The 24,466-nt window shown below is 70.6% G+C and carries 18 protein-coding genes and 2 pseudogenes; 6 read left to right on the top strand and 14 right to left on the bottom strand.

The window, feature by feature from the left end:
- Positions 1 to 47: 47 nt before the first annotated feature.
- Genes GWK61_RS06550 through pdhA form a run of 3 tightly spaced genes read right to left on the bottom strand, consistent with a single transcriptional unit; the run spans position 48 to position 3,573 of the window.
- Positions 48 to 1,403, bottom strand: coding sequence for a dihydrolipoamide acetyltransferase family protein (locus tag GWK61_RS06550; RefSeq protein WP_438939754.1), 1,356 nt, complete (start codon positions 1,401 to 1,403; stop codon positions 48 to 50).
- Positions 1,388 to 2,392, bottom strand: coding sequence for an alpha-ketoacid dehydrogenase subunit beta (locus tag GWK61_RS06545; RefSeq protein WP_194906067.1), 1,005 nt, complete (start codon positions 2,390 to 2,392; stop codon positions 1,388 to 1,390). The genes GWK61_RS06550 and GWK61_RS06545 overlap by 16 nt, the downstream gene beginning before the upstream one ends.
- Positions 2,389 to 3,573: a pyruvate dehydrogenase (acetyl-transferring) E1 component subunit alpha gene (pdhA, locus tag GWK61_RS06540; protein WP_323747435.1), complete on the bottom strand. Its 1,185-nt coding sequence runs from the start codon at positions 3,571 to 3,573 to the stop codon at positions 2,389 to 2,391. Before pdhA ends, GWK61_RS06545 begins: the two co-directional genes overlap by 4 nt.
- Positions 3,574 to 3,690: 117 nt before the next feature.
- Here pdhA and GWK61_RS06535 point away from each other — a divergent pair, with 117 nt between their 5' ends.
- Positions 3,691 to 4,218 carry an Lrp/AsnC family transcriptional regulator gene (locus GWK61_RS06535; protein ID WP_194906066.1) on the top strand — a complete coding sequence of 176 codons (528 nt, stop codon included), beginning with the start codon at positions 3,691 to 3,693 and terminating at the stop codon, positions 4,216 to 4,218.
- Between the two features lie 165 nt (positions 4,219 to 4,383).
- Here GWK61_RS06535 and GWK61_RS06530 read toward each other — a convergent pair whose 3' ends face one another.
- The 5 genes from GWK61_RS06530 to GWK61_RS06510 all read right to left on the bottom strand — a co-directional run bounded on the left by GWK61_RS06530 (position 4,384) and on the right by GWK61_RS06510 (position 12,308).
- Entirely contained in the window at positions 4,384 to 5,709 is a 1,326-nt protein-coding gene (locus GWK61_RS06530; protein WP_194906064.1) for a nitrate/nitrite transporter, read from the bottom strand.
- A 66-nt stretch (positions 5,710 to 5,775) separates the two neighbouring features.
- Complete coding sequence (gene nirD / locus GWK61_RS06525; protein ID WP_194906062.1) at positions 5,776 to 6,195, bottom strand: nitrite reductase small subunit NirD; 420 nt, start codon at positions 6,193 to 6,195, stop codon at positions 5,776 to 5,778.
- On the bottom strand, positions 6,195 to 8,765 hold the full coding sequence (gene nirB / locus GWK61_RS06520) for a nitrite reductase large subunit NirB (protein ID WP_194906061.1): 2,571 nt from the start codon (positions 8,763 to 8,765) through the stop codon (positions 6,195 to 6,197). The genes nirD and nirB overlap by 1 nt, the downstream gene beginning before the upstream one ends.
- A gap of 82 nt (positions 8,766 to 8,847) precedes the next feature.
- Positions 8,848 to 10,149 carry an NAD(P)/FAD-dependent oxidoreductase gene (locus tag GWK61_RS06515; protein ID WP_194906059.1) on the bottom strand — a complete coding sequence of 434 codons (1,302 nt, stop codon included), beginning with the start codon at positions 10,147 to 10,149 and terminating at the stop codon, positions 8,848 to 8,850.
- Positions 10,150 to 10,157: 8 nt separating this feature from the next.
- Complete coding sequence (locus GWK61_RS06510) at positions 10,158 to 12,308, bottom strand: molybdopterin oxidoreductase family protein (protein WP_194906057.1); 2,151 nt, start codon at positions 12,306 to 12,308, stop codon at positions 10,158 to 10,160.
- A gap of 202 nt (positions 12,309 to 12,510) precedes the next feature.
- On the opposite strand from GWK61_RS06510, the gene GWK61_RS06505 reads away from it, so the two are divergent.
- Both GWK61_RS06505 and GWK61_RS06500 read left to right on the top strand, forming a co-directional pair.
- The gene (locus GWK61_RS06505; protein ID WP_194906055.1) at positions 12,511 to 13,686 is read left to right on the top strand and encodes a uroporphyrinogen-III synthase; all 1,176 of its coding nucleotides are present in this window, start codon (positions 12,511 to 12,513) and stop codon (positions 13,684 to 13,686) included.
- 226 nt (positions 13,687 to 13,912) lie between these two features.
- Positions 13,913 to 14,716 (top strand): aminoglycoside 3'-phosphotransferase, encoded by an 804-nt coding sequence (locus GWK61_RS06500; RefSeq protein WP_194906053.1) that lies wholly within the window; start codon positions 13,913 to 13,915, stop codon positions 14,714 to 14,716.
- Here GWK61_RS06500 and GWK61_RS06495 read toward each other — a convergent pair.
- The 5 genes and pseudogenes from GWK61_RS06495 to GWK61_RS06475 form a co-directional block, all read right to left on the bottom strand.
- Positions 14,686 to 15,111, bottom strand: coding sequence for a hypothetical protein (locus GWK61_RS06495; protein WP_194906052.1), 426 nt, complete (start codon positions 15,109 to 15,111; stop codon positions 14,686 to 14,688). The two genes, GWK61_RS06500 and GWK61_RS06495, sit on opposite strands and share 31 nt — an antisense overlap.
- 134 nt (positions 15,112 to 15,245) lie before the next feature.
- A complete protein-coding gene (locus GWK61_RS06490) occupies positions 15,246 to 15,860 on the bottom strand; it encodes a TetR/AcrR family transcriptional regulator (protein WP_194906050.1) in 615 nt (204 codons plus the stop codon).
- Positions 15,857 to 17,164: a phenylacetate--CoA ligase PaaK gene (paaK, locus tag GWK61_RS06485; RefSeq protein ID WP_194906048.1), complete on the bottom strand. Its 1,308-nt coding sequence runs from the start codon at positions 17,162 to 17,164 to the stop codon at positions 15,857 to 15,859. Before paaK ends, GWK61_RS06490 begins: the two co-directional genes overlap by 4 nt.
- Positions 17,161 to 18,384, bottom strand: a complete 1,224-nt coding sequence (gene pcaF / locus GWK61_RS06480) for a 3-oxoadipyl-CoA thiolase (protein WP_194906046.1) — start codon at positions 18,382 to 18,384, stop codon at positions 17,161 to 17,163. Before pcaF ends, paaK begins: the two co-directional genes overlap by 4 nt.
- 290 nt (positions 18,385 to 18,674) lie before the next feature.
- Positions 18,675 to 20,018, bottom strand: a pseudogene (locus GWK61_RS06475) (3-hydroxyacyl-CoA dehydrogenase NAD-binding domain-containing protein); the annotation flags it as partial.
- A 119-nt stretch (positions 20,019 to 20,137) separates the two neighbouring features.
- Here GWK61_RS06475 and paaN point away from each other — a divergent pair.
- From paaN to cpt, 3 genes are all read left to right on the top strand, one after another.
- Positions 20,138 to 21,805 (top strand): phenylacetic acid degradation protein PaaN, encoded by a 1,668-nt coding sequence (gene paaN / locus GWK61_RS06470; protein WP_194906043.1) that lies wholly within the window; start codon positions 20,138 to 20,140, stop codon positions 21,803 to 21,805.
- A 1,141-nt stretch (positions 21,806 to 22,946) separates the two neighbouring features.
- Positions 22,947 to 23,723 carry a crotonase/enoyl-CoA hydratase family protein gene (locus GWK61_RS06465; RefSeq protein WP_194906042.1) on the top strand — a complete coding sequence of 259 codons (777 nt, stop codon included), beginning with the start codon at positions 22,947 to 22,949 and terminating at the stop codon, positions 23,721 to 23,723.
- Positions 23,720 to 24,262, top strand: coding sequence for a chloramphenicol phosphotransferase CPT (cpt, locus tag GWK61_RS06460; protein ID WP_194906040.1), 543 nt, complete (start codon positions 23,720 to 23,722; stop codon positions 24,260 to 24,262). The genes GWK61_RS06465 and cpt overlap by 4 nt, the downstream gene beginning before the upstream one ends.
- A gap of 19 nt (positions 24,263 to 24,281) precedes the next feature.
- On the opposite strand, the pseudogene GWK61_RS06455 reads toward cpt, so the two are convergent.
- Positions 24,282 to 24,466, bottom strand: a pseudogene (locus tag GWK61_RS06455) (GNAT family N-acetyltransferase); the annotation flags it as partial.

The raw sequence follows: 24,466 nt of genomic DNA, 5'->3' as shown, positions 1-24,466 counted from the left end.
CCAGGGGCCTGACAGCGCTCTCTGTCAGGCCCCCGGCATTCGCAGCACTACAACCCGCGCAGCAACCGCGTCGGCTCCTCGACCAGATCCGCGACGTAGCGCAGGAACCCGCCGGCCACGCCGCCGTCGCACACCCGATGATCGAAGGTGAACGACAGCTGCGTGACCTGGCGGACGGCCAGCTCGTCGCCGACCACCCACGGCTTCTTCACGATCCGCCCCACCCCGAGCATCGCGGCCTCGGGATGGTTCAGGATCGGCGTGGAGCCGTCGACGCCGTAGACGCCGTAGTTGTTCAGCGTGAACGTGGAGCCGGTCAGCTCCGACACCGGCAGCGAGCCCGCGCGCGCCCCCGCGGTCAAACGCTCGAACTCGGCCGACAACTCCTCGGTCGACATCCGATGCGCCCCCCGCACGACCGGGACGACCAAACCGCGATCCGTCTGCGCGGCGAAGCCGAGATTCACGTCGGCGTACCGGACGATCTCCTGCCGCTCAACATCGACGGTCGCGTTCAACTCCGGATAGCGCGCCAGACCCGCAACACAAATCCGCGCCAACACAGCCAGCAGACTGATCTTCGGAACGGACGCGTCCCGATTCAGCGTCGCCCGCAGCTCCATCAGCCCGGTCGCATCGACATCAACCCACGTCGTCGCATCCGGAATCTCGCGCCGCGAACGCGACAGCTTGTCGGCAACGGTCTTGCGCAAACCGCGCAACGGCAACCGCTCACGCTCAGCGATGCCAGTACTCGACGAAACGGGAGCAGCAGCCGGGGCAGCCAAAGCCGCCTCAACATCGCGCCGCATGATCAAGCCCTCAGGACCCGACCCCTGCACCGACGCCAGATCGAGCCCACCCTCCCTAGCCAGCCGGCGCACCAACGGCGAGACAACCGGAATCCGGCCGCCCTTCCGCTCGACCGCGGCGGCATCGGCAACCACAACCGGCGCCACATGCACGCGCGGCGGCACAGCAGCGTGCCCACCGAACCCGCTCACGACCCGCCGACGGCGGACGCCGCCGCTTTCGACAGTGCCGTAGCCGACGAGGACGTTGCCAGAGCTCTGCTTCGTCTTGCCGTTTTTGGCCTCGGCATCGAGCCGAGCCCGGTCCGCCGGCTCTTCCGGTGCCGCCACCACCGCCGCGACACTCGCGACGCTGATCAGCGGCTTCCCGACATCCACCACATCCCCGACCGCCCCGTACAGCTCGACGACCTCGCCGGCGTACGGACAGGGCACCTCCACCGAGGCCTTCGCCGTCTCGACCTCGCACACCACCTGGTCGACCGCGACGTGCTCGCCGACCGCCACGTGCCAGGCGATGATCTCGGCCTCGGTCAGCCCCTCGCCGAGGTCCGGCAGCAGGAACTCGCGAGTGCTCACCGGTCCTCCCACTGCAACGACGCCACCGCGTCCAGGATCCGGTCCACCGACGGCAGGTGGTGCCGCTCCAGCTTCGGCGGCGGGTACGGGATGTCGAACCCGGTCACCCGGCGCACCGGCGCCTCCAGCCAGTGGAAGCAACGCTCCGACACCCGCGCCGCGATCTCCGCGCCGGTCCCGCCGAAGCCTGCGGCCTCGTGGATCACCACCGCGCGCCCGGTCTTGCGCACCGAGGCGGTCACCGTCGCGTCGTCGAAGGGCACGATCGAGCGCAGGTCCACGACCTCCAGGTCGTAGCCTTCCGCCGCGCCGGCCTCGGCGGCCTCCAGCGCGGTCTGCACCGTCGGGCCGTAGGCGATCAGCGTCGCATCAGTGCCCTGACGCCGCACCGTGGCCTGGCCGATGGCCGGGCCGGCCGTGTCCAGCTGGTCCTTCGACCAGTAGAGCCGCTTGGGCTCCATGAAGATCACCGGGTCGTCCGACTCGATCGCCGCGCGCAGCAGCGTGTACGCGTCCGACACCGTCGCCGGCGTCACCACGTGCAGGCCGGGCGTGGCGACGAAGTACCCCTCGGAGGAGTCCGAGTGGTGCTCCACGCCGCCGATCCCGCCGCCGTAGGGCACCCGCACGACCACCGGCAGCGGCAGCGCGCCGCGCGTCCGGTTGCGCATCTTCGCCAGGTGCGAGGCGATCTGCTCGAAGGCCGGGTAGGAGAACGCGTCGAACTGCATCTCCACGACCGGCCGGAACCCGTACATCGCCATGCCGATCGCGGTGCCCATGATGCCCGCCTCGGCCAGCGGCGTGTCGAAGCAGCGCTGCTCGCCGAAGTCGCGGGTCAGGCCGTCGGTGACGCGGAAGACGCCGCCGAGCACGCCGACGTCCTCGCCGAAGACGACCACCTTCTCGTCGGCCGTCATCGCGTCGCGCAGCGCCCGATTCACAGCCTGCGCCAGGGAGATCTCAGTGCTCTTCACGGCACCGTCGAGCGTGGCGGTCATCGCGCGGCCTCGCTCTCGGCGTCGAGCTCGGCAGCATCGAACTCAGCCGCATCGAGCTGGGCTGCATCGATCTCCGCTTGAAGTGCGGCAGCCTGCTCCAGCAGCTGCGGCGTCGGCTCGGCGTAGACGTACGCGAACATGTCGCGGTGGTCCACCTCCGGCTCCTCGCCGAGCCGGGCCCGCATGTCGTTCGCCAGCTCCTCAGCGACCTGATTCGCCTCGGCGATGACGTCGTCTGTCAGCAGCCCCGCCGCCTTCAGGTACGTCTCCAGCCGTGCCAGCGGGTCGCGCACCTTCCAGTACTCGACCTCTGATTCCTCCCGGTACCGGCTGGCGTCGTCGGCGTTGGTGTGCGCCTGCATCCGGTAGGTGACGGCCTCGATCAGCGTCGGGCCCTCGCCCCGCCGGGCCCGCTCGGCGGCCTCGGCGACCGCGCGCCGCACGGCGATCACGTCGTTGCCGTCCACCCGCACGCCGGCCATGCCGTACCCGACGGCCTTGTGCGCGAGCGCCGCGGCCCGCGTCTGCTTGGCCAGCGGCACCGAGATGGCGTACTGGTTGTTCTGCACGAAGAAGATGACAGGGGCCTGATACACCGCGGCGAAGTTCAGCGCCTCGTGGAAATCGCCCTCGGAGGTCCCGCCGTCGCCGCAGAACGCCAGCGCGACGGTGTCGTCGCCGGCCAGCTTGGCGGCCAGCGCGAGCCCGGCGGCGTGCGGGGCCTGGGTGGCCAGCGGCGTGCACTGCGGGGCGGTGCGCCAGCGCTGCGGGTCGTAGCCGCAGTGCCAGTCGCCGCGCAGCAGGGTCAGCGTCTCCACGGTGTCGATGCCGCGGGTCACCATCGACACGCAGTCGCGGTAGGTCGGGAAGAACCAGTCGGTGGGACGCAGCGCGAGGATCGCGCCGATCTCGCACGCCTCCTGGCCGTAGGACGAGGGGTAGACGGCCAGCCGGCCCTGCCGGACCATCGTGGTGGCCTGCACGTCGAACCGCCGCCCGATCACCATGGCGCGCCAGGTGGCCAGCAGCTCCTTCGAGTCCAGCTCGGGGGCGTCGTCGCGCAGGGCGCCGGAGAGCGCGCCGTGCTCGTCGAGGTACTGCAGGGGCGAGGGGTCCAATATCGCGTCGAACCCGAGCGGGAAGCCCGACCCGGTCTTGTCGGGCGTGGCGAGAACGGTCACGTCGTCTCCGTTGAACAGGGTCACGTGTCGGCGGTGCTATGGCAGTGTGATGCCGATTCTTTGTTCGGCACATGCCGGTTGACCAGTGAGCATGCAAGATCGGAGACAATTGGAGCCATGAGCACCGCTAACCCGGGCCGACCGTCCACGCTGGACGACACGGACCGTCGAATCGTCCATCTGCTCCAGCAGGACGGCCGGATGTCGATGCGCGACCTGGCCGCCGCCGTCCACGTGTCCCGCGCGCACGTCTACACGCGCGTGAAACGCCTGCTCGATGACGGTGTGATCCGCCGCTTCACGATCCAGGTCGATCCCGAGCGCGTGGGCTTCAGCACCTCGGCCTACCTGACCATGAAGGTCGAACAGAACAGCTGGCGCCAGATCCGCGACACCCTGGCGGCACTGCCGTGGGTGGAGCACGTGGCGCTGGTCAGCGGCGACTTCGACGTCCTGCTGCTGGTCCGCAGCGCCTCCAACAAGACGCTGCGGGACCTGGTCTTCGCCCACATCCAGAACATGCCGGGGGTGCGCTCCACCCGGACGCTGCTGGTCTTCGACGAGACGGACCACCTGCCGGCGCTGCCAGGCGATCCGGAGCTCGTCCCGGACTCTGGGCCGCCGAACTCTGGGCCGATCGAGTGACTGGGCCGATCGAGTGACCCCGGGGAACAACACGCCGAAGCTTTTTCGTCGCTCCATAAAGCAGTCGTCCGGGGGCTCAGCCGGCCTCATGACACCCGGCCGGCCTCACACGGCCCGGTGTCGCAGGGCCGGCCTCATGCGGCCCGGCCGGCCTCACACGGCCCCTCACACGGCCTGGTGTCGCAGGACCACCGCCCGGCGTCGCAGGAACGCAGCCCACGTCAACGCGGCACACAGCGCGTAGAAGACGAGGAACGTCAGGTAGGCGGCGTCGCCGTTCTTGGTGCTCAGGAACGACTGCCGGAACGCCAGGTTCACCAGCACTCCCCCGAATGCCCCGACCGCCCCGGCCAGTCCGATCAGCGCCCCGCTGAGCCGCCGGGCCGTGGCCTCGGCCTGGTCGGCGAACAACCCCGGGATCATCTTGTAGACCGAGCCGTTGCCGACCCCGCTGAACACGAACAGCAGCACGAAGCCGGTCACGAACACCGCCAGCGACGCCGCCCGCGAAGCGGCGAGCACGACGGCGGCTCCGACGGCCATGGCGGCGAACGTCGCCAGACTCACCCGCGCACCGCCGAAGCGGTCGGCGAGCCGGCCGCCGATCGGGCGGGACAGCGAGCCCAGCAGCGGGCCCAGGAACGTCAGGTACGCCGCGTCGATCGGAGTCGCGAAGTCGTGCTTGAACTGCACCTGGAGCACCTGGCCGAAGGCGAACCCGAAGCCGATGAACGATCCGAAGGTACCGATGTAGAGCACTGAGATGATCCAGGTGTCGCCCCGCTTGGCGACCTCCCGGATCGCCCCCTTCTCGGCGCGCCGGTTCGGCAGGTTGTCCATATACAGCGCCGAGCCGACCGCGGCCACCACGATCAGCGGCAGGTAGATCCCGGCCACCAGCCCCGGATGCCCCTTGCCGCTCCAGGCCAGCACCGCCAGCCCGACGAGCTGCACGGCCGCCACGCCGATGTTCCCGCCGCCGGCGTTCAGCCCCAGCGCCCAGCCCTTGAGCCGGTCGGGGTAGAAGGCGTTGATGTTGGTCATCGACGAGGCGAAGTTCCCGCCGCCGACGCCGGTGATCGCGGCCAGCACCAGCAGCGTCGAGTACGACACCCCGGGCTTGACCAGGAAGGCCGCCAGCGCGCAGGGCACCAGCAGGATCAGGGCGCTGAAGACCGTCCAGTTCCGGCCCCCGAAGCGGGTGACGGCGAAGCTGTACGGCAGCCTCAGCACCGAGCCCACCAGCGTGGGCACGGAGGTGAGCAGGAACTTCCCGGCGGCGTCGACGTGGTAGGCGGGGCCGAGGAACAGCACCAGCACCGACCACAGCGACCACACCGAGAAGCCGATGTGCTCCGAGAGGATCGACAGAACGAGGTTGCGGCGGGCGATGCGGCGCCCGCCGGCGGCCCACAGGTCCTCGTTCTCGGGGTTCCAGGTGTCCAGCAGAGTTCGGTCCGACTGAGCGGAATCGGTGGCGGTCACGGTCACGGCTCTCCTCCTTCGATCGTTTCCGGTGAGCGTGACCTCACGCTATGAGCGCCCTGTTTCGGCTGTTCATGCCACCAGAGTCGGCTCCATGAGGAGTTCCGCATCCTGCGCGTAATCCGATGTGACATCCGGCGCGACCCACACCATGCCCCGGTGCCGACGTACGGCGAACACCGGCAGGCGCACGTCCGGCGCCTCCAGCGCGACTCCCGTCGCCAGGTCGAACACATCTTTGTACATCGGCGAAGCGACGGTCGCGGTGCCGTCGCCGCGCATCCCGGTGATCCCCCGCGAGATGACCGACGCGCCGCAGAACGGATCGGTGTTGCCGACCGCGTAGAGCGATCCGTCACCCAACCGGAACACCGCCACCGCCTCGCCGTCGACCAGCGCGGCCACGCCACGACCCGGTTCCAACTCCGTGTACTTACACACAGCGGTCCAGGCATCCGCCTGCACCTCGTCGCGGGCGAGTTCGATAGACATCAGCGCCTCCCAAGAGTCAGCAGCGGCTTGATCTGTCCGCGTTCGGGCACGAACGCGACGGTCGGGTCGGGCGCGTCCGGCGCGTTGACGAAGGTGGCGAAGCGGGCCAGCTTCGCCGGGTCCTCCAGCACCGCGCGCCATTCGTCGGTGTAGGCCTCGACGTGCGCCGCGATCAGCGCCTCCAACTCCACGCCGCGCTCCTCGACGTCGTCGATCAGGACACTGCGAAGCCGGTCCAGGCCGCCCTCGTAGCGCTCGACCCAGGTCGCGGTGCGCTCCAGCCGGTCGGCCTCGGCGATGTACAGGGCCAGGAAGCGGTCGATGGTGCGGATCAGCGTCTCGTCGTCGAGGTCGGTGGCCAGCAGGTCGGCGTGCCGGGGCCGGGCGCCTCCGTTGCCGCCGACGTAGAGGTTCCAGCCGCGCTCGGTGGCGATGACGCCGACGTCCTTGGACTGCGCCTCGGCGCACTCCCGGGCGCAGCCGGACACCGCCATCTTGATCTTGTGCGGCGCCCGCAGGCCCCGGTAGCGCAGCTCCAGGTCGATGGCCATCTTCACGGAGTCCTGGACGCCGTAGCGGCACCAGGTGGAACCGACGCACGACTTCACGGTCCGCAACGCCTTGCCGTAGGCGTGCCCCGACTCGAAGCCCGCGTCGACCAGCCGCTGCCAGATCTTCGGCAGGTCGGCCATCGTCGCCCCGAACAGGTCGATGCGCTGGCCGCCGGTGATCTTCGTGTAGAGGCCGAAGTCGCGCGCCACCTCGCCGATGACGATGAGCTTGTCCGGCGTGATCTCGCCGCCGGGGATGCGCGGGACGACCGAGTAGGAGCCGTTGCGCTGCAGGTTGGCCAGGACGTGGTCGTTGGTGTCCTGCAGGGCCGCTTGGCCGCCGTCGAGAACGTGCGGCTTGCTGTCGCCCTCGGCGAGCAGGCCTCCGAGAGAGGCGAGGATCGAGCCCACGGCGGGCTTGCAGACGTCGCAGCCGTCGGTGACGTTCTTCGCGGCGGTGCCGTGCTTGGCCAGCAGTTCGGCGTAGGTGGTGATGTGGTCGCGGCGGACGATGGTGTAGAGCTCCGAGCGGGTCTGCGTGAAGTGTTCGCAGAGGGCTGAGCTACCGCCTCCGCCTTCCGATTTGATCAGGGCCTTGATCGAAGTGACACACGACCCGCAGCCGGTCCCGGCCTTGGTGCAGCCGCCGATCTGCTTCGGCGTCACCTCGCCGTCGCCCTTCTCGACGAGGTCGTGGATGGCGCCGCAGATCGCGCCCTTGGTGACGTTGTGGCACGAGCACAGGACGGCCGCGTCCGGCAGGGCGGAGGGCCCGATCCCGGCGGAGCCGGCGGTTCCGGCCGGCAGCAGCAGCGCTTCGGGCGCGGCCGGCGGCTGCTCGCCGACCAGGGCGCGCAGCGTGCCGTAGTCCCCGGCGTCGCCGACCAGGATGCCGCCGAGCAGCCGGCCGTCCTGGGCGATGGTGAGCTTGCGGTAGACCTGGCGGCGGGAGTCGCTGTAGGTGGCGGACATCGCGCCGTCCGCGGCCCCGAAGGCGTCGCCGAAGCTGGCCACCTCCACGCCGAGCAGCTTGAGCTTGGTCGAGGTGTCGGCGCCGGTGAAGGTGCGGCCCTCGACCAGTTCGGCGAGATGCGCGGCGGCCGTCTCAGCCATCTGATACCCGGGCGCGACCAGGCCGTAGACCCGGCCGTCGGCGGCCAGGGCACACTCGCCGATCGCGTAGACGCGCGGGTCGGAGGTGCGGCACAGCTCGTCGATGACGATGCCGCCGCGCTCGCCGACGTCCAGCCCCGAGGCGCGGGCCAGGCCGTCCTCGGGCCGCACGCCGGCGGCGAAGACGACCAGGTCGGCCTCGATGGTCTCGACGTCCTCGCCGCGGATCGCCTGCACGGCGGTGGCGACCCCGTCGGCATTGACCAGGACCTTGTCCAGGCGGGTGCCGGTGTGCAGCGTGACTCCGAGCTCTGCGATCCGGCCCTGCAACGCGGCCGCGCCGCCGTCATCCACCTGCAGCGGCATCAGGCGCGGCGCGAACTCCACGACCGTGGTCTTCAGCCCCAGGCTGGTCAGCGCCTTGGCGGCCTCCAGCCCGAGCAGCCCGCCGCCGACCACGACGCCGACGCTGCGGCCGTTCTCGGCGGCGTAGGCCGCGATGGCCTCGACGTCGTCCAACGTCCGGTACACGAAGCAACCGGGCGCCTGGTGGTTCTCCACCGGCGGCACGAACGGCCGGGAGCCGGTGGCCAGCACCAGCGCGTCGTAGCTGCGCACGCTGCCGTCCGCGGCGGTGACGGTCTGCGCCACCCGGTCGACACTCGCGACCGCGACCCCGCTGACCACCTCGACGGCCCCGTCGGGGTACGGGTCGAGGTGCAGGGAGGTCTGGTCGCGGTCGTCGAACCACGACGAGAGGCGGACCCGGTCGTAGGCGGGCCGGTCCTCGGCCCCGAAGACGGTGACGGCCGGCGCCGGCTGCCCGTGCTCCAGCAGGCTGGAGACGAAGCGGTGGGCGACCATGCCGTGACCGACGACGAGGACGGTGCGCTGCGAGGGGCTCATGTCCTCCAGGCTGCCGCCGCGCCGTTTCCCGTCCGATTCGGGTTTGTTACGCCTCGCCGAAACCGCCCGCACCGTGGCCCGCCTACGATGTGAGAAGCGGCGATGTGAGAACTGGGGACGCGAGCACCGGGGACGCGAGCAGTGCGGCCGGCGACAGCGGCGCGGGAGCGGTCGGCCGCGCTATGGCCAAGGCCAGGGCGGCAGCGGCCGTGACGTCGCCGACCAGCGCAGCGGCCACCGGCACGTCACCGTCGAGCGCGAGCACCTTACGTGTACGGCGCCGCTGGTCGGTGAACTGGATGGACGCTTCGGCGCGAGGACGACCAAGAACGGCAACATCGGCGCCAGGGATGTCGTACGTGCGCAGGCGCAGGCGCAGGGGCGAAACGGCAGGCAGCGACGGCAAAACCAGCGCCCCGCCGATCGCCGCCACAGCACGCCGCGCGCCGTCCAACGCCGCGAGCGCACCGCCCGCAGCACCCACGCCGATGGTTTCAGCGCAGTCACCGACAGCGAAGATCCGCTCGTCGCCGAGGGAACGACCGGATGTGTCGACGAGGATTCCGGCGCCGATCGGCAGTCCCGCGGCACGCGCCAGCGCGACGCGGGGCTGAACGCCGCAGGCGAGAATCACGAGATCGGCGGTCGGCCAGATGCCGGTCGCGGCCGAGACGTCGGTGTCGCAGTGCACGACGATGCCGGCCTCGGTGAGCGAGCCGGCGAGGAGAGCGCCCGACTCGGCATCGAGCCAGCGGGACAGGAGATGCGGGCCCCGGTGCACGAGTTCGACCCGCACGCCACGGCTGGCCAGCGCGCACGCTGTCTCGACGCCGAGCGGGCCGCCGCCGATCACCGCGACGCGACGATTCCCACCATGCCTGCGGTTGCCGAACCCGGACAGCAAGCCACGGCCGATCTGCGCCATGCCAGAGCTGCCACCGCGGCTCGACTCGCTGTTCTTGCGGCCGGCGGGTCCCGCGCCGCTGCCTGATCCGCCGCGCGCGCCGCCGGGCATTCGACCGTCGAAGTCACCATCAAGCTCGGCGAGGATCGTCCGCACATCGGCGAGCGTCCGCAGCGCCACCGCATTCCCCCGCACCGGCGGAATCACCGGCTCGGCTCCCGTGGCGAGCACCAGGTGGTCGAACTCGGCGCCGGCGATGTTGCGGAGCTGCCTGGTCTCGTAGGTCAGGCGCGGGTCGCGCAGCGTCGGCAGCTCGATCGCCTTCGGCGCGTGCCGCCCGGCCAGCAGATCCGTCAGCAGCACCCTGTTATACGGGTGCCCCGGCTCCCCGGCGTGCCAGGTGATCGTGCCGTCGAACGCGGGATCGGCTAGCAGCCGCCGCACCACCTCGTGCCCCGCGAGCCCGGCGCCGGCCACCACGACGCGGCTCACGTCGCCGCCTCCAGCCGCACCGCGGCGGTCTTGAACGCCGGCATCCCCGACACCGGGTCAGTGGTGCGCCGCGTCAGCGCGTTCGCCTTCCCCGGCCCGGACCAGTGGAAGGGCATGAACACCGTGTCCGGGCGGATCACGTCGCTGATACGCGCCGCCGCGACCGCCGTCCCGCGCCGGCTCGTCACCCGCACCGGGTCGCCCTCGCCGACCGCGAGCGCCGCCGCGAGATCCGGGTGCAGCTGCACGAACGGCCCCGGCTCGGCCTTGTTCAGCGCACGCACCCGCCGCGTCTGCGCCCCCGACTGGTACTGCGCCAGCACCCGGCCCGTGGTCAGCCGGTATGGGAACTCCGCGCACGGTTCCTCGCCCGCCGGCTCGCAGGCGACGGGCACGAAGCGCGCCAGGCCGTCCGGCGTCCCGAACGTGTCCAGGAACATCCGCGGCGTCCCCGGGTGGTCCGGCGTCGGGCACGGCCAGTGCAGCCCGGCGCCTTCCGAGGTCGCGTCCAGCCGCTCGTGCGACAGTCCCGAATAGTCCGCCACTCCCCCAGCCGAGGCCAGGGCCAGCTCGTCGAAGATCTCGGCCGGCGAGGTCAGGAACTTCGGCCACCCCAACCGCTCCGCCAGACCTCCCATCACCAACAGATCAGAGCGCACTCCGTCGGGCGGCGTCACGGCCTGGCGACGTAGCAGCACCCTGCCTTCCAGGTTCGTCACGGTCCCGGACTCCTCAGCCCACTGAGTCACCGGGAACACCACGTCTGCCAGCGCTGCCGTCTCCGACAACACCACGTCACACACGGCCAGGAACTCCAACGCCTGCAACCGCGATGTCACGAAGTCCGCATCCGGTGCCGACACCACCGGATTCGAGCCCGCCACCAACAGGGCTCGTATATCAGCACCGCACGATGCCAGCAGCTCCACCGCCGGACGTCCCGGCCCCGGCAACGCGTCCGCCGAAACGCCCCACACCGACGCGACGTACTCCCGCGCCGCCGGATCCGTGATCTTGCGGTAGCCGGGGAGCTGGTCGGCCTTCTGCCCGTGCTCGCGTCCGCCCTGGCCGTTGCCCTGGCCGGTGATGGCGCCATACCCGCAGTAGGGACGTCCCGCCTTGCCCGCCGCGAGCGCCAGGTTGATCCAGGCGTTCACGGCGTCGGCGCCGTCGGCCTGCTGTTCGGTGCCGCGTGCGGTGAGCACCATGCCGGTGCCGGAAGGGCCAGTACTGGCGCCACCGGCACCGGCACCGCCGCCGCCGCCGGAACCGCCACCGGCGAACATCCGCGCCGCCGCCCGCACATCCCCCGCCGGCACCCCGCACACCGCCTCGACCCGCTCCGGCCACCACCGCTGCGCCTCGGCCCGCGCCTCCTCGAACCCGCTGGTCCGCGCGGCCACGAACTCCTCGTCCACCAGGTGCTCGGCGATCAGCACGTGCAACAGCCCGGCGGCCAGCGCCGCGTCCGTACCGGGAACCGGTTGCAGATGCAGGTCCGCCTGCTCGGCCGTCCGCGTCCGCCGCGGATCCACGACGATCAGCCGCCCGCCGTTCTCCCGCTGCGCCGTGAGGTACCGCAGCGCCGGCGGCATGGTGTCGGCGAGGTTGGAGCCGACCAGCAGGATCACGTCGGTGTGCGCCACGTCCGCCAGTGGGAACGGCAGGCCGCGGTCCACGCCGAACGCGCGCTGCGACGCTGCGGCCGCGGCGCTCATGCAGAAGCGTCCGTTGTAATCGATGTGCGGGGTCTGCAACACGACGCGGGCGAACTTGCCGAGTGAATAAGCCTTCTCATGTGTCAGGCCGCCGCCCCCGAAGACGCCTACCGCGTCGCGGCCGTGCTCGGCGGCGATCGACTTCAGGCGCTGCGCCGCGAAGTCGAGGGCTTCGTCCCACGTCGCCGGTTCCAGCTCGGCGTCGGCGGCGCGGCGGATCAGCGGCGACATCAGGCGCACGGCCGGATTCAGCAGCTCGGCCGAGGTCGCGCCCTTCTGACACAACGCCCCTTTGGTGACCTGGAACGCGTCCCAACCCGCGACGCGCAGCCGAGTTTCCGCCCCGTCGACCTCGGCGTGCAGCTCCATCCCGCACTGCAACGCGCAGTACGGACAGTGGGTGCGGGTGACCGGCGAGAACGTGTCCATGGGCCCAGCCTCGCCACCGTGCGTTTCCGTCGCAGCGCCGCTCCGTTACCCCCACGCGACGGAGGTCTCACACCGTCAGTTCTCCGACATGACGCGTTGCCCAATGAGGTTACGCAGGGCCGCGAGTCGAACGCGAACGGTCTTACCGCCCCGTAGCCGGTCGGCAACACCGCCGTAATCGGACGTGGAGATAGTGCGGCACATGGACACGATGACAACCGATTCGGATACCCCGGGTTCACCGACGGTCACGCAGGCCGGAGCGCTCCCCGAACCCCTGGTCGGCTGCGTCGTGGCGATCACTTCCGACCGGCGGCGGGAAGAGCTCGGGGCGATGCTGCGGCGGCGCGGCGCGGAGATCATGATGGCTCCGACCATGCGCATCATCCCCCTGAGCGACGACAGAGTGTTGCGGGCCGCGACCGAGGAGTGCCTGCGCGGGCCGCTGGACTACGCGGTGGCGACGACCGGGATCGGCTGGCGGGCGTGGATCTCCACGGCCGAGGGCTGGGGCCTGGCCGAGCCGCTGTCGACGGTGCTGGCGTCCGCCACCCTGGCCGCCCGGGGCCCGAAGGCCACCGGAGCGATCCGGCAGTGTGGGATGCGCGAAACGTATTCGCCGCCATCGGAGTCCTCGACCGAGTTGCTGGCCTGGCTGCTGGCCCGGGACCTGACCGGCACCCGCATCGCGGTGCAGCTGCACGGCAGCGCCGACACCGGGTTCCTCGACGCCCTGCGCGGCGCCGGAGCCGAGGTCGTGCCGGTGCCGGTGTACCAGTGGGGCGCGCCGCAGGACACGGCCGCGGTCGGCCGCCTGGTGGAGGCCGTGGTCCGGCGCCAGGTGCACGCGGTGGCGTTCACCTCGGCCCCCGGCGCGGCGGCGTTCCTGGCGGCGGCGGAGAACGACGGCAACCTGAACCGCGTCGTGGACGCGATGCAGGCGGACGTGCTGGCGGCCTGCATCGGCCCGGTGTGCGCGGCGCCGCTGGAACCGCACGGCATCACACCGGTGTGGCCGGACCGGGGCCGCCTGGGCTCGCTCGCCCGAGTGATAACGCAGGAGCTGCCACCGCGCGTGCGGCGGCGGCTGAACACCCCGGGCCGCGACATCGTGGTGCAGGGCAACGCGGTCCTGATCGACGGCCGCCCGGTCCCCCTGTCCCCCCTCCCGGCCGGCGTCCTGCGCGAACTGGCACGCCAGCCCGGCCGCGTCCTCAGCCGCGCCGAGCTGCTGCGCCGCGTCTGGACCGGCATGCGGCGCGACGAGCACGCGGTGGAGGCGACGGTCGCGCGGCTGCGGACCTCGCTCGGGGAGCACGCGGACGTGGTGGCGACGGTGACGAAGCGGGGGTACCGGCTCGCGGTGGAGCCGAACTGAGAGGGGCGAGACGCTTTCGGCGCGGCGGGGGTAGGACCCACCCACCCAAAGGGGGCCACCAACCTCGATAAGGAGCGCGCGCCAGCCGACTCGCTCCAGGATCGAGCCGCGCGCCGGCCCCGGTCAACACTCGATGGCCGAAATCGGCACGAAATTGCGTCAAACGAGCGAACCGGGCCCGAAAAGCATGCGGCCCGGACACCCGCCGCCTGGCATCCTCACCGGTGTGACCTCGCTCAGCTTCGCCAACATCCCGCCGCCCGACCACCCGGTCCCCGACCCGGTCCGCGCGGCGGCGGGCGGCCGGCCCATCGTGCCGGTCTGGTACAACGAGGCCGCCTCGACCTTCCGGCTCGGCGACGGGCCGGACGCGCGCTACGCGAAGTGGGCCCCGGCCGGCAGCGAACTGGACCTGGCAGGTGAGGCGGCCCGCATGCGGTGGGCCGGGGCGTTCGTGGCCGTACCGCGGGTACTGGAGCAGGCGTCGAACGCCGAGGGCGCGTGGCTCATCACCGCCGCGCTCGACGGGGAGATGGCCGTCGTCGACCGGTGGAAGCAGGATCCTGCGACCGCCATCCGCGTCATCGGCGAGAGTCTGCGGACGTTCCACGACGCCCTGCCCGTCGCCGCGTGCCCCTTCAGCGCCTCCGCCGAGGAGCGGGTCGCCGAGGCCGAACGCCATGCCGACCGCCGCGCGGACCGCACGCGGCATCCCGACTTCGCCGGTCGCACGCGGGCCGAGATCCTGAAGCGCCTGGCCGACATCCCGCCGGTCGACAAGCTCGTGGTCTGCCACGGCGACACCTGCGCCCCGAACACCCTGCTGACCCCCGACGGCCGCTTCGCCGGCCACGTGGACCTCGGCGCTCTCGGCGTCGCGGACCGCTGGTCCGACCTGGCGATCGCCACCTGGTCGACCACCTGGAACTACGGCGACGGCTGGCAGGAGCCGCTGCTCGACGCGTACGGGATCGCGCCCGATGCCGAGCGCACGGAGTACTACCGGCTGCTGTGGGAAGCCGGACCCTGAGTCACGGCCGGGCTGACGGGACCGGCCGCACCGACCGGGCCGATCGCCCCCGCAGACCCCACCGGCGCGACGATCCGCCACCGCTCGACCAGCAACGGGATCAGCACGTTCCGCCAGACCTCCAGATCGACCTGCCCGCTGGTCATCCCCCCGCGCGCCAACTCCTCGCGGTAGATCCGATCCGTGGAGGTGTCCTGAAGATCGTTCCCGGTCAGCCACCGGAACGAGGACCGCAGGATCTCGACCAGGTCGCGTTCAGAGGTGGGCAGCACTCGTTTCGCCAGCATTGTGCGCAGGGACCGCCACACATACGGATCCCCGCGCAGCCCCCAGGTCGCCGGCTCAGGGGCGAAGAGGTCGGCGATGGTGCCGACCGGCGCGAGCTCATTGACCATGTCGCGAACTTTCCTTCAGGCACCACATCTTGCGCAGATCTTCCCGAATCTGCCCGGCCCTTACAAGACGCCGCGTGCTGAGAACTTGCTGAAGAAAGCCGGAGGAACCAGCGCAGCCGATATCAATCCTCTGATCAGCGCCGCCGCAACCCGTCGAACACCAGATGCGTCACCGCCGAGGCGACGTCGTCGGCGGACCACCGCCCCGGCCCCGGCCGGTACCACTCCACCACCGAGTTCACCATCCCGAACACCAGCCGCGAGGCCAGATGCGGGTCCAGATCCGTCCGCAGCACCCCGGCCGCCGCCGCGCGCTCCACGAACCCGGCCAGCCGGCGGTCGATCTCCCGTCGCCGGTCCTGCGCCGCGCGCTCGGCCTCGGTGTTCCCGCGCACCCGCAGCAGCAGCGTCACGTACGGCAGCTCCTCGACCAGGATCTGCACCGCACGGAACACCGCCTGCTCCACCCGGTCCAGCTCCCCGGCATCCGGCAGCGGCTCCAGCGTGTCCAACGCGTCGAGCGAGGCGTTCAGCGCGTCCAGGGCCCGGTTGACGCCGCGCGTCAGCAGCTCCTCCTTGCCCTTGACGTGGTGGTAGATCGACGACTTCGTGATCCCCGCCGCCCGCGCCAGGTCCTCCATGCTGGTGCCGTCGTACCCGCGATCGTTGAACACGGCCACGGCGACTTCCAGCAGGGAGTCGGGAGTGTAGGTGGTGCGCCTGGAGGACGTGCTCGTCTCAGTGTTCAATTGTGCTCGCCCCGCATGTCGAGAATGCGCTGCGCCTTGCCCTGCGACCGCTCCAGGCCGCCGGGGTCCAGGACGTCAACGGTAACGGTCACCCCGAACCTCTCCTTCACGCCGGACGCCAGCCGCTGCGCCGCCGCGCCCCGGTCGACGTCCGCCTCCCGCGCCTCGACCCGCACGCACAGCTCGTCCAGCCGCGCCGGGCGAGTCAGCACACAGACGAAGTGCGGCGCGAGCCCCGCGACGGTCAGCAGCTCCTCCTCGATCTGGCTCGGGAAGAGGTTGACGCCGCGCACGATCATCATGTCGTCGCTGCGTCCGGTGATCCGCTCCATCCGCCGCATCGGCCGGCTCAGGCCCGGCAGCAGCCGCGTCAGATCGCGCGTGCGGTAACGGACGACCGGCATCGCCTGCTTGGTCAGCGACGTGAAGACGAGCTCGCCCTTCGCGCCGTCCGGCAGCACCTCGCCGGTGGCCGGGTCGACGATCTCCGGGTAGAAGTGGTCCTCCCAGATATAGGTGCCGTCCTTCTCCGCGACGTCCTCGTTCCCGACGCCGGGACCCATCACCTCGGACAGCCCGTAGATGTCCACGGCGTGCACCTTGAGCCGCTGCTCGATCTCGGTCCGCATGGCGTCGGTCCACGGCTCGGCGCCGAGCACCGCGATCCGCAGCGAGGTCGCGGCCGGGTCAATGCCCTGCTTCTCCATCTCGTCGACGATCGCCAGCAGGTACGACGGCGTCACGCAGATGACGTCCGGCTCGAAGTCCCGGATCAGCTGTACCTGCCGCGCGGTCTGACCGCCGGATATCGGGATGACCGTGCATCCCAGCGCCTCGGCGCCGTAGTGCACGCCGAGACCGCCGGTGAACAGGCCGTAGCCGTAGGCGACGTGGACGCGATCGCCCGGACGGACGCCCGCGGCACGCAGCGAGCGCGCGCCGACGGCAGCCCAGTTGTCGAGGTCTGATTTGGTGTACCCGACGACGGTCGCCTTACCGGTGGTCCCGGACGAGGCGTGGATCCGCGCGACCTGGTCCCTCGGCACGGCGAACATCCCGAAGGGGTAGTTGTCGCGCAGGTCCTTCTTCGCGGTGAAGGGGAAGTGCTTGAGATCGGCCAGTTCCTTGAAGTCGCGCGGGTGCACGCCGGCTTCGTCGAAGGCTGACTTGTAGTGCGGCACGTTGGCGTAGGCATGGCCCAGGCTCCACGCCATGCGCTCGGTCTGCAGGGTCCTGAGTTCCTCGACGGAAGCGCGCTCCGCGTCATCGAGCGTCCGCGCCGGAACTTCAGGAAGCGAACTCATGCCGCACGCTCCAGCAGGACAGCGATCCCCTGTCCCACGCCGATGCACATCGTCGCGACCGCGTACCGCGCCTGGCGCTCGTTCAGCTCCAGCGCCGCCGTGAGGGCCAGGCGAGCACCGGAGGCACCGAGCGGATGGCCGAGGGCGATCGCGCCGCCGTTGGGGTTCACGTGCTCGGCGTCGTCGGGGAGACCCAGCTCCCGCAAGACAGCCAGCGACTGCGCGGCGAAGGCCTCGTTGAGCTCGACGACGTCGATGTCCCCGATGCCCAGCTTGGCGCGCTCCAGCACGCCGCGCGTGGCCGGGACCGGGCCGATGCCCATGATGCGCGGCTCGACGCCGGCGGTGTGGGAGGTGACGAGCTTCGCCAGCGGCGTGAGGCCGTAGCGCTCCACAGCCTCACCGGAGGCGACGAGCAGCGCCACGGCGCCGTCGTTGACGCCGGAGGCGTTGCCGGCGGTGACGGTGCCGCCCTCGCGGAACGGCGTGCCGAGCTTGGCCAGCGCCTCCAGGGAGGTGCTGCGGGGGTGCTCGTCCTGGTCGACGACGATCGGGTCGGCCTTGCGGCGGGCCCCCTTTGCAATCGAGCTCAGCGTGACCGGCGTGATCTCCTTGGCCAGCCGGCCGTTCGCCTGGGCCCGCAGCGCGCGCTCCTGGGAACGGACCGCGAAGGCGTCCTGGTCCTCGCGTCCGATGTGGAAGTCCTCGGCGACGTTCTCGGCGGTTTCCGGCATGGAGTCGATGCCGTACTGCTTCTTCATCAGGGAATTGACGAAGCGCCAGCCGATGGTGGTGTCGAAGACGTCGGCGGCGCGCGCGAACGCGGTGTCGGCCTTGCCCATCACGAACGGCGCCCGCGACATGGACTCCACGCCGCCGGCCACGACGACGTCCGCCTCGCCGAGCCGGATCTGGCGCGCGGCCTGCACCAGCGCCTCCAGGCCCGAGCCGCACAGCCGGTTCACGGTGGCGCCCGGGACCGTCACCGGCAGCCCGGCCAGGAGCAGGGCCATGCGGGCCACGTCGCGGTTGTCCTCGCCGGCCTGGTTGGCGTCGCCGAGGAAGACCTCTTCGACGGCCGCGCCGGGGACCTGCGGGACGCCGGCGAGCAGTTCGCGGATGGCGTGCGCGGCCAGGTCGTCGGGGCGGACGGACGCCAGCGCGCCGCCGTAGCGGCCGAAGGGGGTGCGGGTTCCGGTGACGAGGTAGGCGTCGGTCATGCTGGGTCCTTGTCCTGGTCGTTCTTGTCTTGGTCTCGGTGCTGGTCTTGGTCTCGGTCTCGGTGCTGGTCTCGGTCTCGGTCTCGGTGCTGGTCTCGGTCTCGGTGCTGGTCTCGGTCTCGGTCTCGGTGCTGGTGCTGGTCTTGGTGCTGGTCGTCGTGGTCGTGGTCGTGGTCGTGGTCGGAGGCGTTGCGGAGGATTCCGTCGACGAAAGCGCGTCCGACAGCGTCGTGGAGCGGGGAGTCCATGAGCCGGTCGGCGTGGGCGAGCTGGCGCAGCAGCGGCGAGGCGCGGTAGCGGCCGTCGCGGTAGACGTCCTCAAGGTTGTCGAGGACTTCGCAGATGTAGGCGAATCCTAGATCCGCGCCCCACTCCAGCGGACCCTTGGGGTAGTTGACCCCGAGCTTCATGGCGGTGTCGATGTCCTCTTCGTCGGCGTCGCCCCGGTACAGCGCGTCCACGGCCTCGTTCACCAGGCGCGCGACCGTGCGGGTCACGACCAGGCCGGGAACGTCCTCCAGGACCACGACCTTCTTGCCCTGGCGCTGCAGGTAGGCGATCGCGGCTTCGAGGTCCACGTTCGGGGTGTCGGCGGCGGGGGCGAGCGCGACGGTCGGCGTGCCCTCGGGGTCGATCGCGAGGTCCAGCAGGATCCGGCCGTCGCCGTAGGAGGTCGCCGTCTTGCCCTGGCTGCGGAAGAGGTTCTTGCCGGATCCCCGCACGTCGCGTGTGCCCTCGTAGCGCGGCGTGGCCTGCTCCACGTCCTCGCCGTACTCGTAGAACCCGCGGCCGCTCTTGCGCCCCAGCCGCTTGGCGGCGACGTGCTCCTTCTGCGTCCAGGCGGGCGTGTAGCGGGGGTCGTACCCGGTCGCCTCCCACACCGAGGTCGACACCGCGAGGTTCACGTCGAGCCCGATCATGTCCATCAGCTCGAACGGCCCCATCTTGAAGCCGCCGCTCTCGCGGACGACCGCGTCGATGGTCGCGAAGTCGGCGGCCTGCTCTTCGTAGGCGCGCAGGGCCTCGGCGTAGAACGGCCGCGCGACGCGGTTGACGATGAAGCCGGGCGTGGAACGGCAGTGGACCGTGGTCTTGCCCCACGCCTGCGCCAGGTCCGCGACGGCCGCGCTGAGGCCGGGGTCGGTGGCCAGGCCGTCGATGATCTCGACCAGCGGCATCAGCGGGGCCGGGTTGAAGAAGTGCATGCCGACCAGGCGCTCGGGGGCGCGCAGGCCGCCGGCGACGGCGCTGATGGACAGCGAGGAGGTGTTGGTCGCCAGCAGGCAGTCCGGGCCGACGACGTCCTCCAGGTCGGCGAACAGCTTCTGCTTGACGCCGAGGTCCTCGATCACGGCCTCGACCACGAGACCGGCGTCCTTCAGGGCGTCCAGGGTCTCGACCGCGCCGAGCCGGTCCTTGGCCGCTTGAGCTTCCTCAGCGGCGATCCGGCCCTTGGCCGCGAGCGAGTCCAGGCGCTTTCCGACGCCCGCGACCGCGCGCGCCGCGGCGCCTTCGACCGCGTCGTAGACCGCGACCGGATGCCCGGCCTGCACCGCCAGCTGGGCGATCCCGGCACCCATCGTCCCGGCGCCGATCACTCCTACGAGTGATTCATTAGCGTCGTTCCCCACCATCCGCGTCCACTCCTTCCCAGGCGGCGGTCCTAGGGAGTGTCCCACCCTGGAACCGACCGACCGTTCGGTTTACTCTAGATCCCGTCAGGGCCGACACACCAGCATTCCGGGAGTCACAGATGACCGCCACGGCCGAGCAGTTCACCGTCCGCCACCGTGAGACCCTCGATCGGGCGGTGCAGGCGATCCGCGAACGCGCGTTCTGGACGCCGTATCCGGAGATCCCGAAGGCGTACGGCGAGGAGGCCGCCGGGACCGGCAAGGCGGCGTACGAGGGCTACCTGAACCGGCCGTTCCCGCTGGCCCAGCCCGGGACCGACGAGCTGGTCGGGGGCGAGAAGTCGCCGTACGGGGTGGCGCTGGGCGTCACGTACCCGCACCCGGACCTGGACGTGCTGCTCCCGGCGATGGAGCAGGCGATGCCGAAGTGGCGCGACGCCGGCCCCGAGGCTCGGGCCGCGGTGCTGATCGAGGCGCTGGCGCGGCTGAACGAGCGCACGCACGAGATCGCGCACGCCGTGCACCACACCTCCGGCCAGGCCTTCGGCATGGCGTTCCAGGCCGGCGGCCCGCACGCGCAGGACCGCGGGCTGGAGGCGGTGGCGTACGCGTATGCGGCGCAGACCGCGCAGGTCTCGGCGGCGGAGTGGGAGAAGCCGCAGGGACCGAAGCCGGCGCTGCACATGGCGAAGAAGTTCACGGCCGTCCCGCGCGGCATCGGCCTGGTGATCGGCTGCAACACGTTCCCGACGTGGAACAGCTACCCGGGGCTGTTCGCCTCGCTGGCCACCGGCAACGCGGTGGTCGTGAAGCCGCACCCGAACGCCGTCCTGCCGCTGGCGATCACGGTCGCCGTGCTGCGCGACACCCTCGCCGACGCCGGCTACGACCCGGACCTGGTCGCGCTGGCGGTGGAGAGGCCGGGCGAGGGGCTGGCCAAGACGCTGGCGCTGCGGACGGAGATCCGCATCATCGACTACACGGGCTCGACGGAGTTCGGCGTGTGGCTGGAGCGCAACGCGCCGCAGGCGGTGGTGTACACGGAGAAGGCCGGCATCAACACGGTGATCGTGGACTCGGTCGAGGATTACAAGGGCATGCTGGGGAACCTGGCGTTCTCGTTCTCCCTGTACAGCGGGCAGATGTGCACCACGCCGCAGAACATCTTCGTGCCGCGCGAAGGCATTACGGTCGCGGGCGAGCGTAAGTCCTTCGACGACTTTGCGGCCGACCTGGCGGGCGCTGTGGAGAAGCTGCTTGGCGATGATGTGCGGGCCAACGCTTTGCTCGGGGCGGTGTGCAACTCTGGCGTCACCGAGCGCTTGAAGCAGGCCGAGTCGGTCGGGAAGACGGTCCTGGCCTCACGTACGGTGGCCAACGCTGAGTACCCGGGGGCTGAGGTTCGCACGCCGCTGATTGCTGCGATCGACGTGAGCGACACGGAGGTTTACACGGGCGAGTGGTTCGGGCCGATCAGCTTTCTGATCGCGGCGGACAGCACGGACCAGGCGATCGAGACCTTCCGCAAGACGGTGCGCGAGCATGGCGCGATCACTGCTGCGGTGTACTCCACGCAGGACGACGTGATCGCGCAGACGGAGGACGCGGCGCTGGATGCTGGTGTGAATCTGTCGGTCAACTTGACTGGCGGCGTGTATGTGAACCAGAGCGCGGCGTTCTCTGACTTCCACGCTACTGGTGCTAATCCGGCGGCTAATGCGGCGCTTTCGGATTTGGCTTATGTGGCTAGTCGGTTCCGGGTGGTGCAGTCGCGGCGGCATGTTTGAGGGTGGCATATCTGAGGGTGCCGGTCGGTGCTGGGTCGGTGCTGGGTCGGTGCTGGGTCAAAGATGGCTCGTTGCTGGCCCGGTGCTGGTCGGTGCTGGCCCGGTGCTGCTTCGGAGTTGGCTCGGTACTGATTTGGTGTTGATTCGGCGCTGAATCGGGGCTGGCCTGCTGCTCCCGGACTTCGTGTCCGGGGGCAGCGCTGTTTTCGGCGCTTCTGCTGGGTGGGTAGGTGCTAGTGCTGGTGCTGGTGCTGGTGCTGGTGTCCGTTAAGTTATTGCGGTGCGGTAGATCTGTGGATTTACAGGCGATTTTTACGGCTTCGCCAATGGTTGGATGGCCTCGCAGGGGACGCAGTTCGGTTGAGTCCCGCATGCCGCGCTGGCGGCCGCCGGTTTTCGCGAACACGACCGCGCACCGGTCCAAGTCTGTTCTTGGCGCGTTGGCGGCCGGCGGTCTTCGCGTGCACGACCGCGCATGGGTCCGAGTCACTGCGCATGCGTCGTGCGGGCGGCTGTCTGCCGCGTTTGGTGGGTGCGTTGAGGCCTCTGGCGGGCCTCCTCGACGAGGGGGCGACCCGTGCGTCGGGTTGTTGGGCGGCGGCCCGTGACTGTTCGGCTTCCTGTCCGCTGTTGCCTGCGTCGCGTTGTCTGCTGGCGGTGCTGCTTGTGGTCGCCGGGTTCTGGGTCCCTCGCCACGTCATCGCCGTAAACGGAACCAGCCCGGTTTGGCGGAATCAAGCCGCACCCCACCTGCTGTGGTCCAGCTCCGTCCGGCTTGACACCGCCAAACCGGGCAGGTTGGCTGCGCCCGCTGACGCGGCGAGGGACCCAGAACCAACACCCCACATGGTCCTTCGGACCCCCTCACCACGGCACCAGCCACGCTCACCCGTCACCAACCGCAGCCGCCAAGGCACCGGTACTCATCGCAGCCGGCAGCTTGGCCCGTCACCAACAGCAGCCGCCAAGGCGCCGGTGCTCATCAGGGCCGGCAGCCTGGCCTGTCACCACCCGAGGGCGCCATAATCTTTGGGGCCTGTTATCTGTACTGCCGATGTGGCGCCGCACCGGCTCGGGCTGCCGTGCCTCCACCAGCCGCACCTATCTGGCCAACCGATGGCCGACAGGCCAAACTGCCCCCATGAACACCGACCGACCTGCCGTCCGTACCGAGAAGAACGGCCCCGTCACCACCGTCATCCTGCACCGTCCCGGGGTTCGCAATGCTGTGGATCCGGCGACGGCTTTGGCGCTGCTGGCGGCGTTTCAGGAGTTCGAGAAGGATTCTGAGGCGCATGTCGCTGTGTTCTACGGCGAGGGTGGGACGTTCTGTGCTGGCTTCGATCTCAAGGCTCTGACTGCGGGGGCGGTGCCGGCGGGCATGCTCGCCTACGGCGATGGGCCGATGGGGCCGTCGCGGCTGCGGTTGTCGAAGCCGGTGGTTGCGGCGGTTGCGGGGCATGCGGTGGCCGGGGGGCTGGAGTTGGCGCTGTGGTGTGACCTGCGGGTTGTGGAGGAGAGCGCGGTCTTCGGTGTCTTCTGTCGGCGCTGGGGCGTCCCGCTGGTCGACGGCGGCACGGTGCGGCTCCCGCGCCTCATCGGGCACAGCCGGGCGATGGACATGATTCTCACTGGGCGCGCCGTCGCTGCTGATGAGGCCTTGGCGTGGGGGCTCGCTAATCGGGTCGTGCCGGATGGGACGGTTCGCGAGGCCGCTGAGGCGCTGGCTGCTGAGATCGCTGCGCTGCCGCAGCTCTGTCTGCGCGAGGACCGTATGTCAGCGCTCGAACAGGACGGACTGGACGAGGAGGCCGCCTTGCGCAACGAGCTACGGCATGCGCAGGTGTCCCTGGCCGAGGTGGTCTCGGGTGCGCAGCGGTTCGCCGATGGCGCCGGACGACACGGTGCCTCGGCGTGACGCCCCACGTCATCGTCCTCAACGGGGGCTCCAGTTCCGGCAAGTCCACCATCGCGCGCAGGCTTCAGGCTGTTCTGCCGCAGCCGTGGCTGGCGTTCAGCATCGACGACTTCGTCGACGCGCTGCCGGAGAGGATGCTCTCGGCAGACAGCGGAATCCAGTTCGAAGCTGACGGCAAGGTCACCGTCGGCGCCGATTTCCGCACCCTGGAAGCCGCCTGGATGGCGGGCATCGCGGCGACCGCCCGCGCCGGCGCGAACGTCATCGTCGACGACGTCTTCCTCAGCGGCACGGCCAGCCAGCAGCGCTGGGAGCAGGCCCTCGGCGATCTGGACGTACTGTGGGTCGGCGTCCACTGCGACGCCGCCGTGGCCGCACACCGCGAACGCCAGCGCGGCGACCGCACTGCGGGAATGGCCGCGCAGCAGGCGGACGTCGTCCACAAAGGCGTGCGCTACGACCTGGACGTCGACACCACCGACACCGATCCCGCCGACTGCGCCCGCACCATCACCGACCGCGCCGGCCACATCAGCTAGATGCAACTAGCCGAACCCCTCAGGCATTCAAACCAGCCGGCCGCTCCCCCGCGGGCAACTCCGACAACCGCATGGCCAACAACATCCCCGGCCAGTCGCCCGCCTCCGCGATCGTGAACTCCTGCACCCGCCGGAACCCGTACCCCTCGTAGACCTTCACCAGGCTCCCGCCCTCCCCCGCCCAGCAGTCGACCCGCAGCAGAT

The sequence above is a fragment of the Catenulispora rubra genome (genome assembly GCF_015356825.1).
Classification (GTDB): Bacteria; Actinomycetota; Actinomycetes; order Streptomycetales; family Catenulisporaceae; genus Catenulispora; species Catenulispora rubra.
Note: the sequence above shows the minus strand (reverse complement) of the source record. Positions and strands in the feature narration are given on the sequence as shown.

Coding starts and splice junctions, on each gene's coding strand:
- GWK61_RS06465 (WP_194906042.1), top strand. CDS start 22,947: ATGAACACCGACCGACCTGCCGTCCGTACCGAGAAGAACGGCCCCGTC.
- GWK61_RS06510 (WP_194906057.1), bottom strand. CDS start 12,308: ATGGACACGTTCTCGCCGGTCACCCGCACCCACTGTCCGTACTGCGCG.
- GWK61_RS06505 (WP_194906055.1), top strand. CDS start 12,511: ATGGACACGATGACAACCGATTCGGATACCCCGGGTTCACCGACGGTC.
- GWK61_RS06535 (WP_194906066.1), top strand. CDS start 3,691: ATGAGCACCGCTAACCCGGGCCGACCGTCCACGCTGGACGACACGGAC.
- nirD (WP_194906062.1), bottom strand. CDS start 6,195: ATGTCTATCGAACTCGCCCGCGACGAGGTGCAGGCGGATGCCTGGACC.
- paaK (WP_194906048.1), bottom strand. CDS start 17,164: ATGAGTTCGCTTCCTGAAGTTCCGGCGCGGACGCTCGATGACGCGGAG.
- GWK61_RS06495 (WP_194906052.1), bottom strand. CDS start 15,111: ATGGTCAATGAGCTCGCGCCGGTCGGCACCATCGCCGACCTCTTCGCC.
- pcaF (WP_194906046.1), bottom strand. CDS start 18,384: ATGACCGACGCCTACCTCGTCACCGGAACCCGCACCCCCTTCGGCCGC.
- paaN (WP_194906043.1), top strand. CDS start 20,138: ATGACCGCCACGGCCGAGCAGTTCACCGTCCGCCACCGTGAGACCCTC.
- nirB (WP_194906061.1), bottom strand. CDS start 8,765: ATGAGCCCCTCGCAGCGCACCGTCCTCGTCGTCGGTCACGGCATGGTC.
- GWK61_RS06545 (WP_194906067.1), bottom strand. CDS start 2,392: ATGACCGCCACGCTCGACGGTGCCGTGAAGAGCACTGAGATCTCCCTG.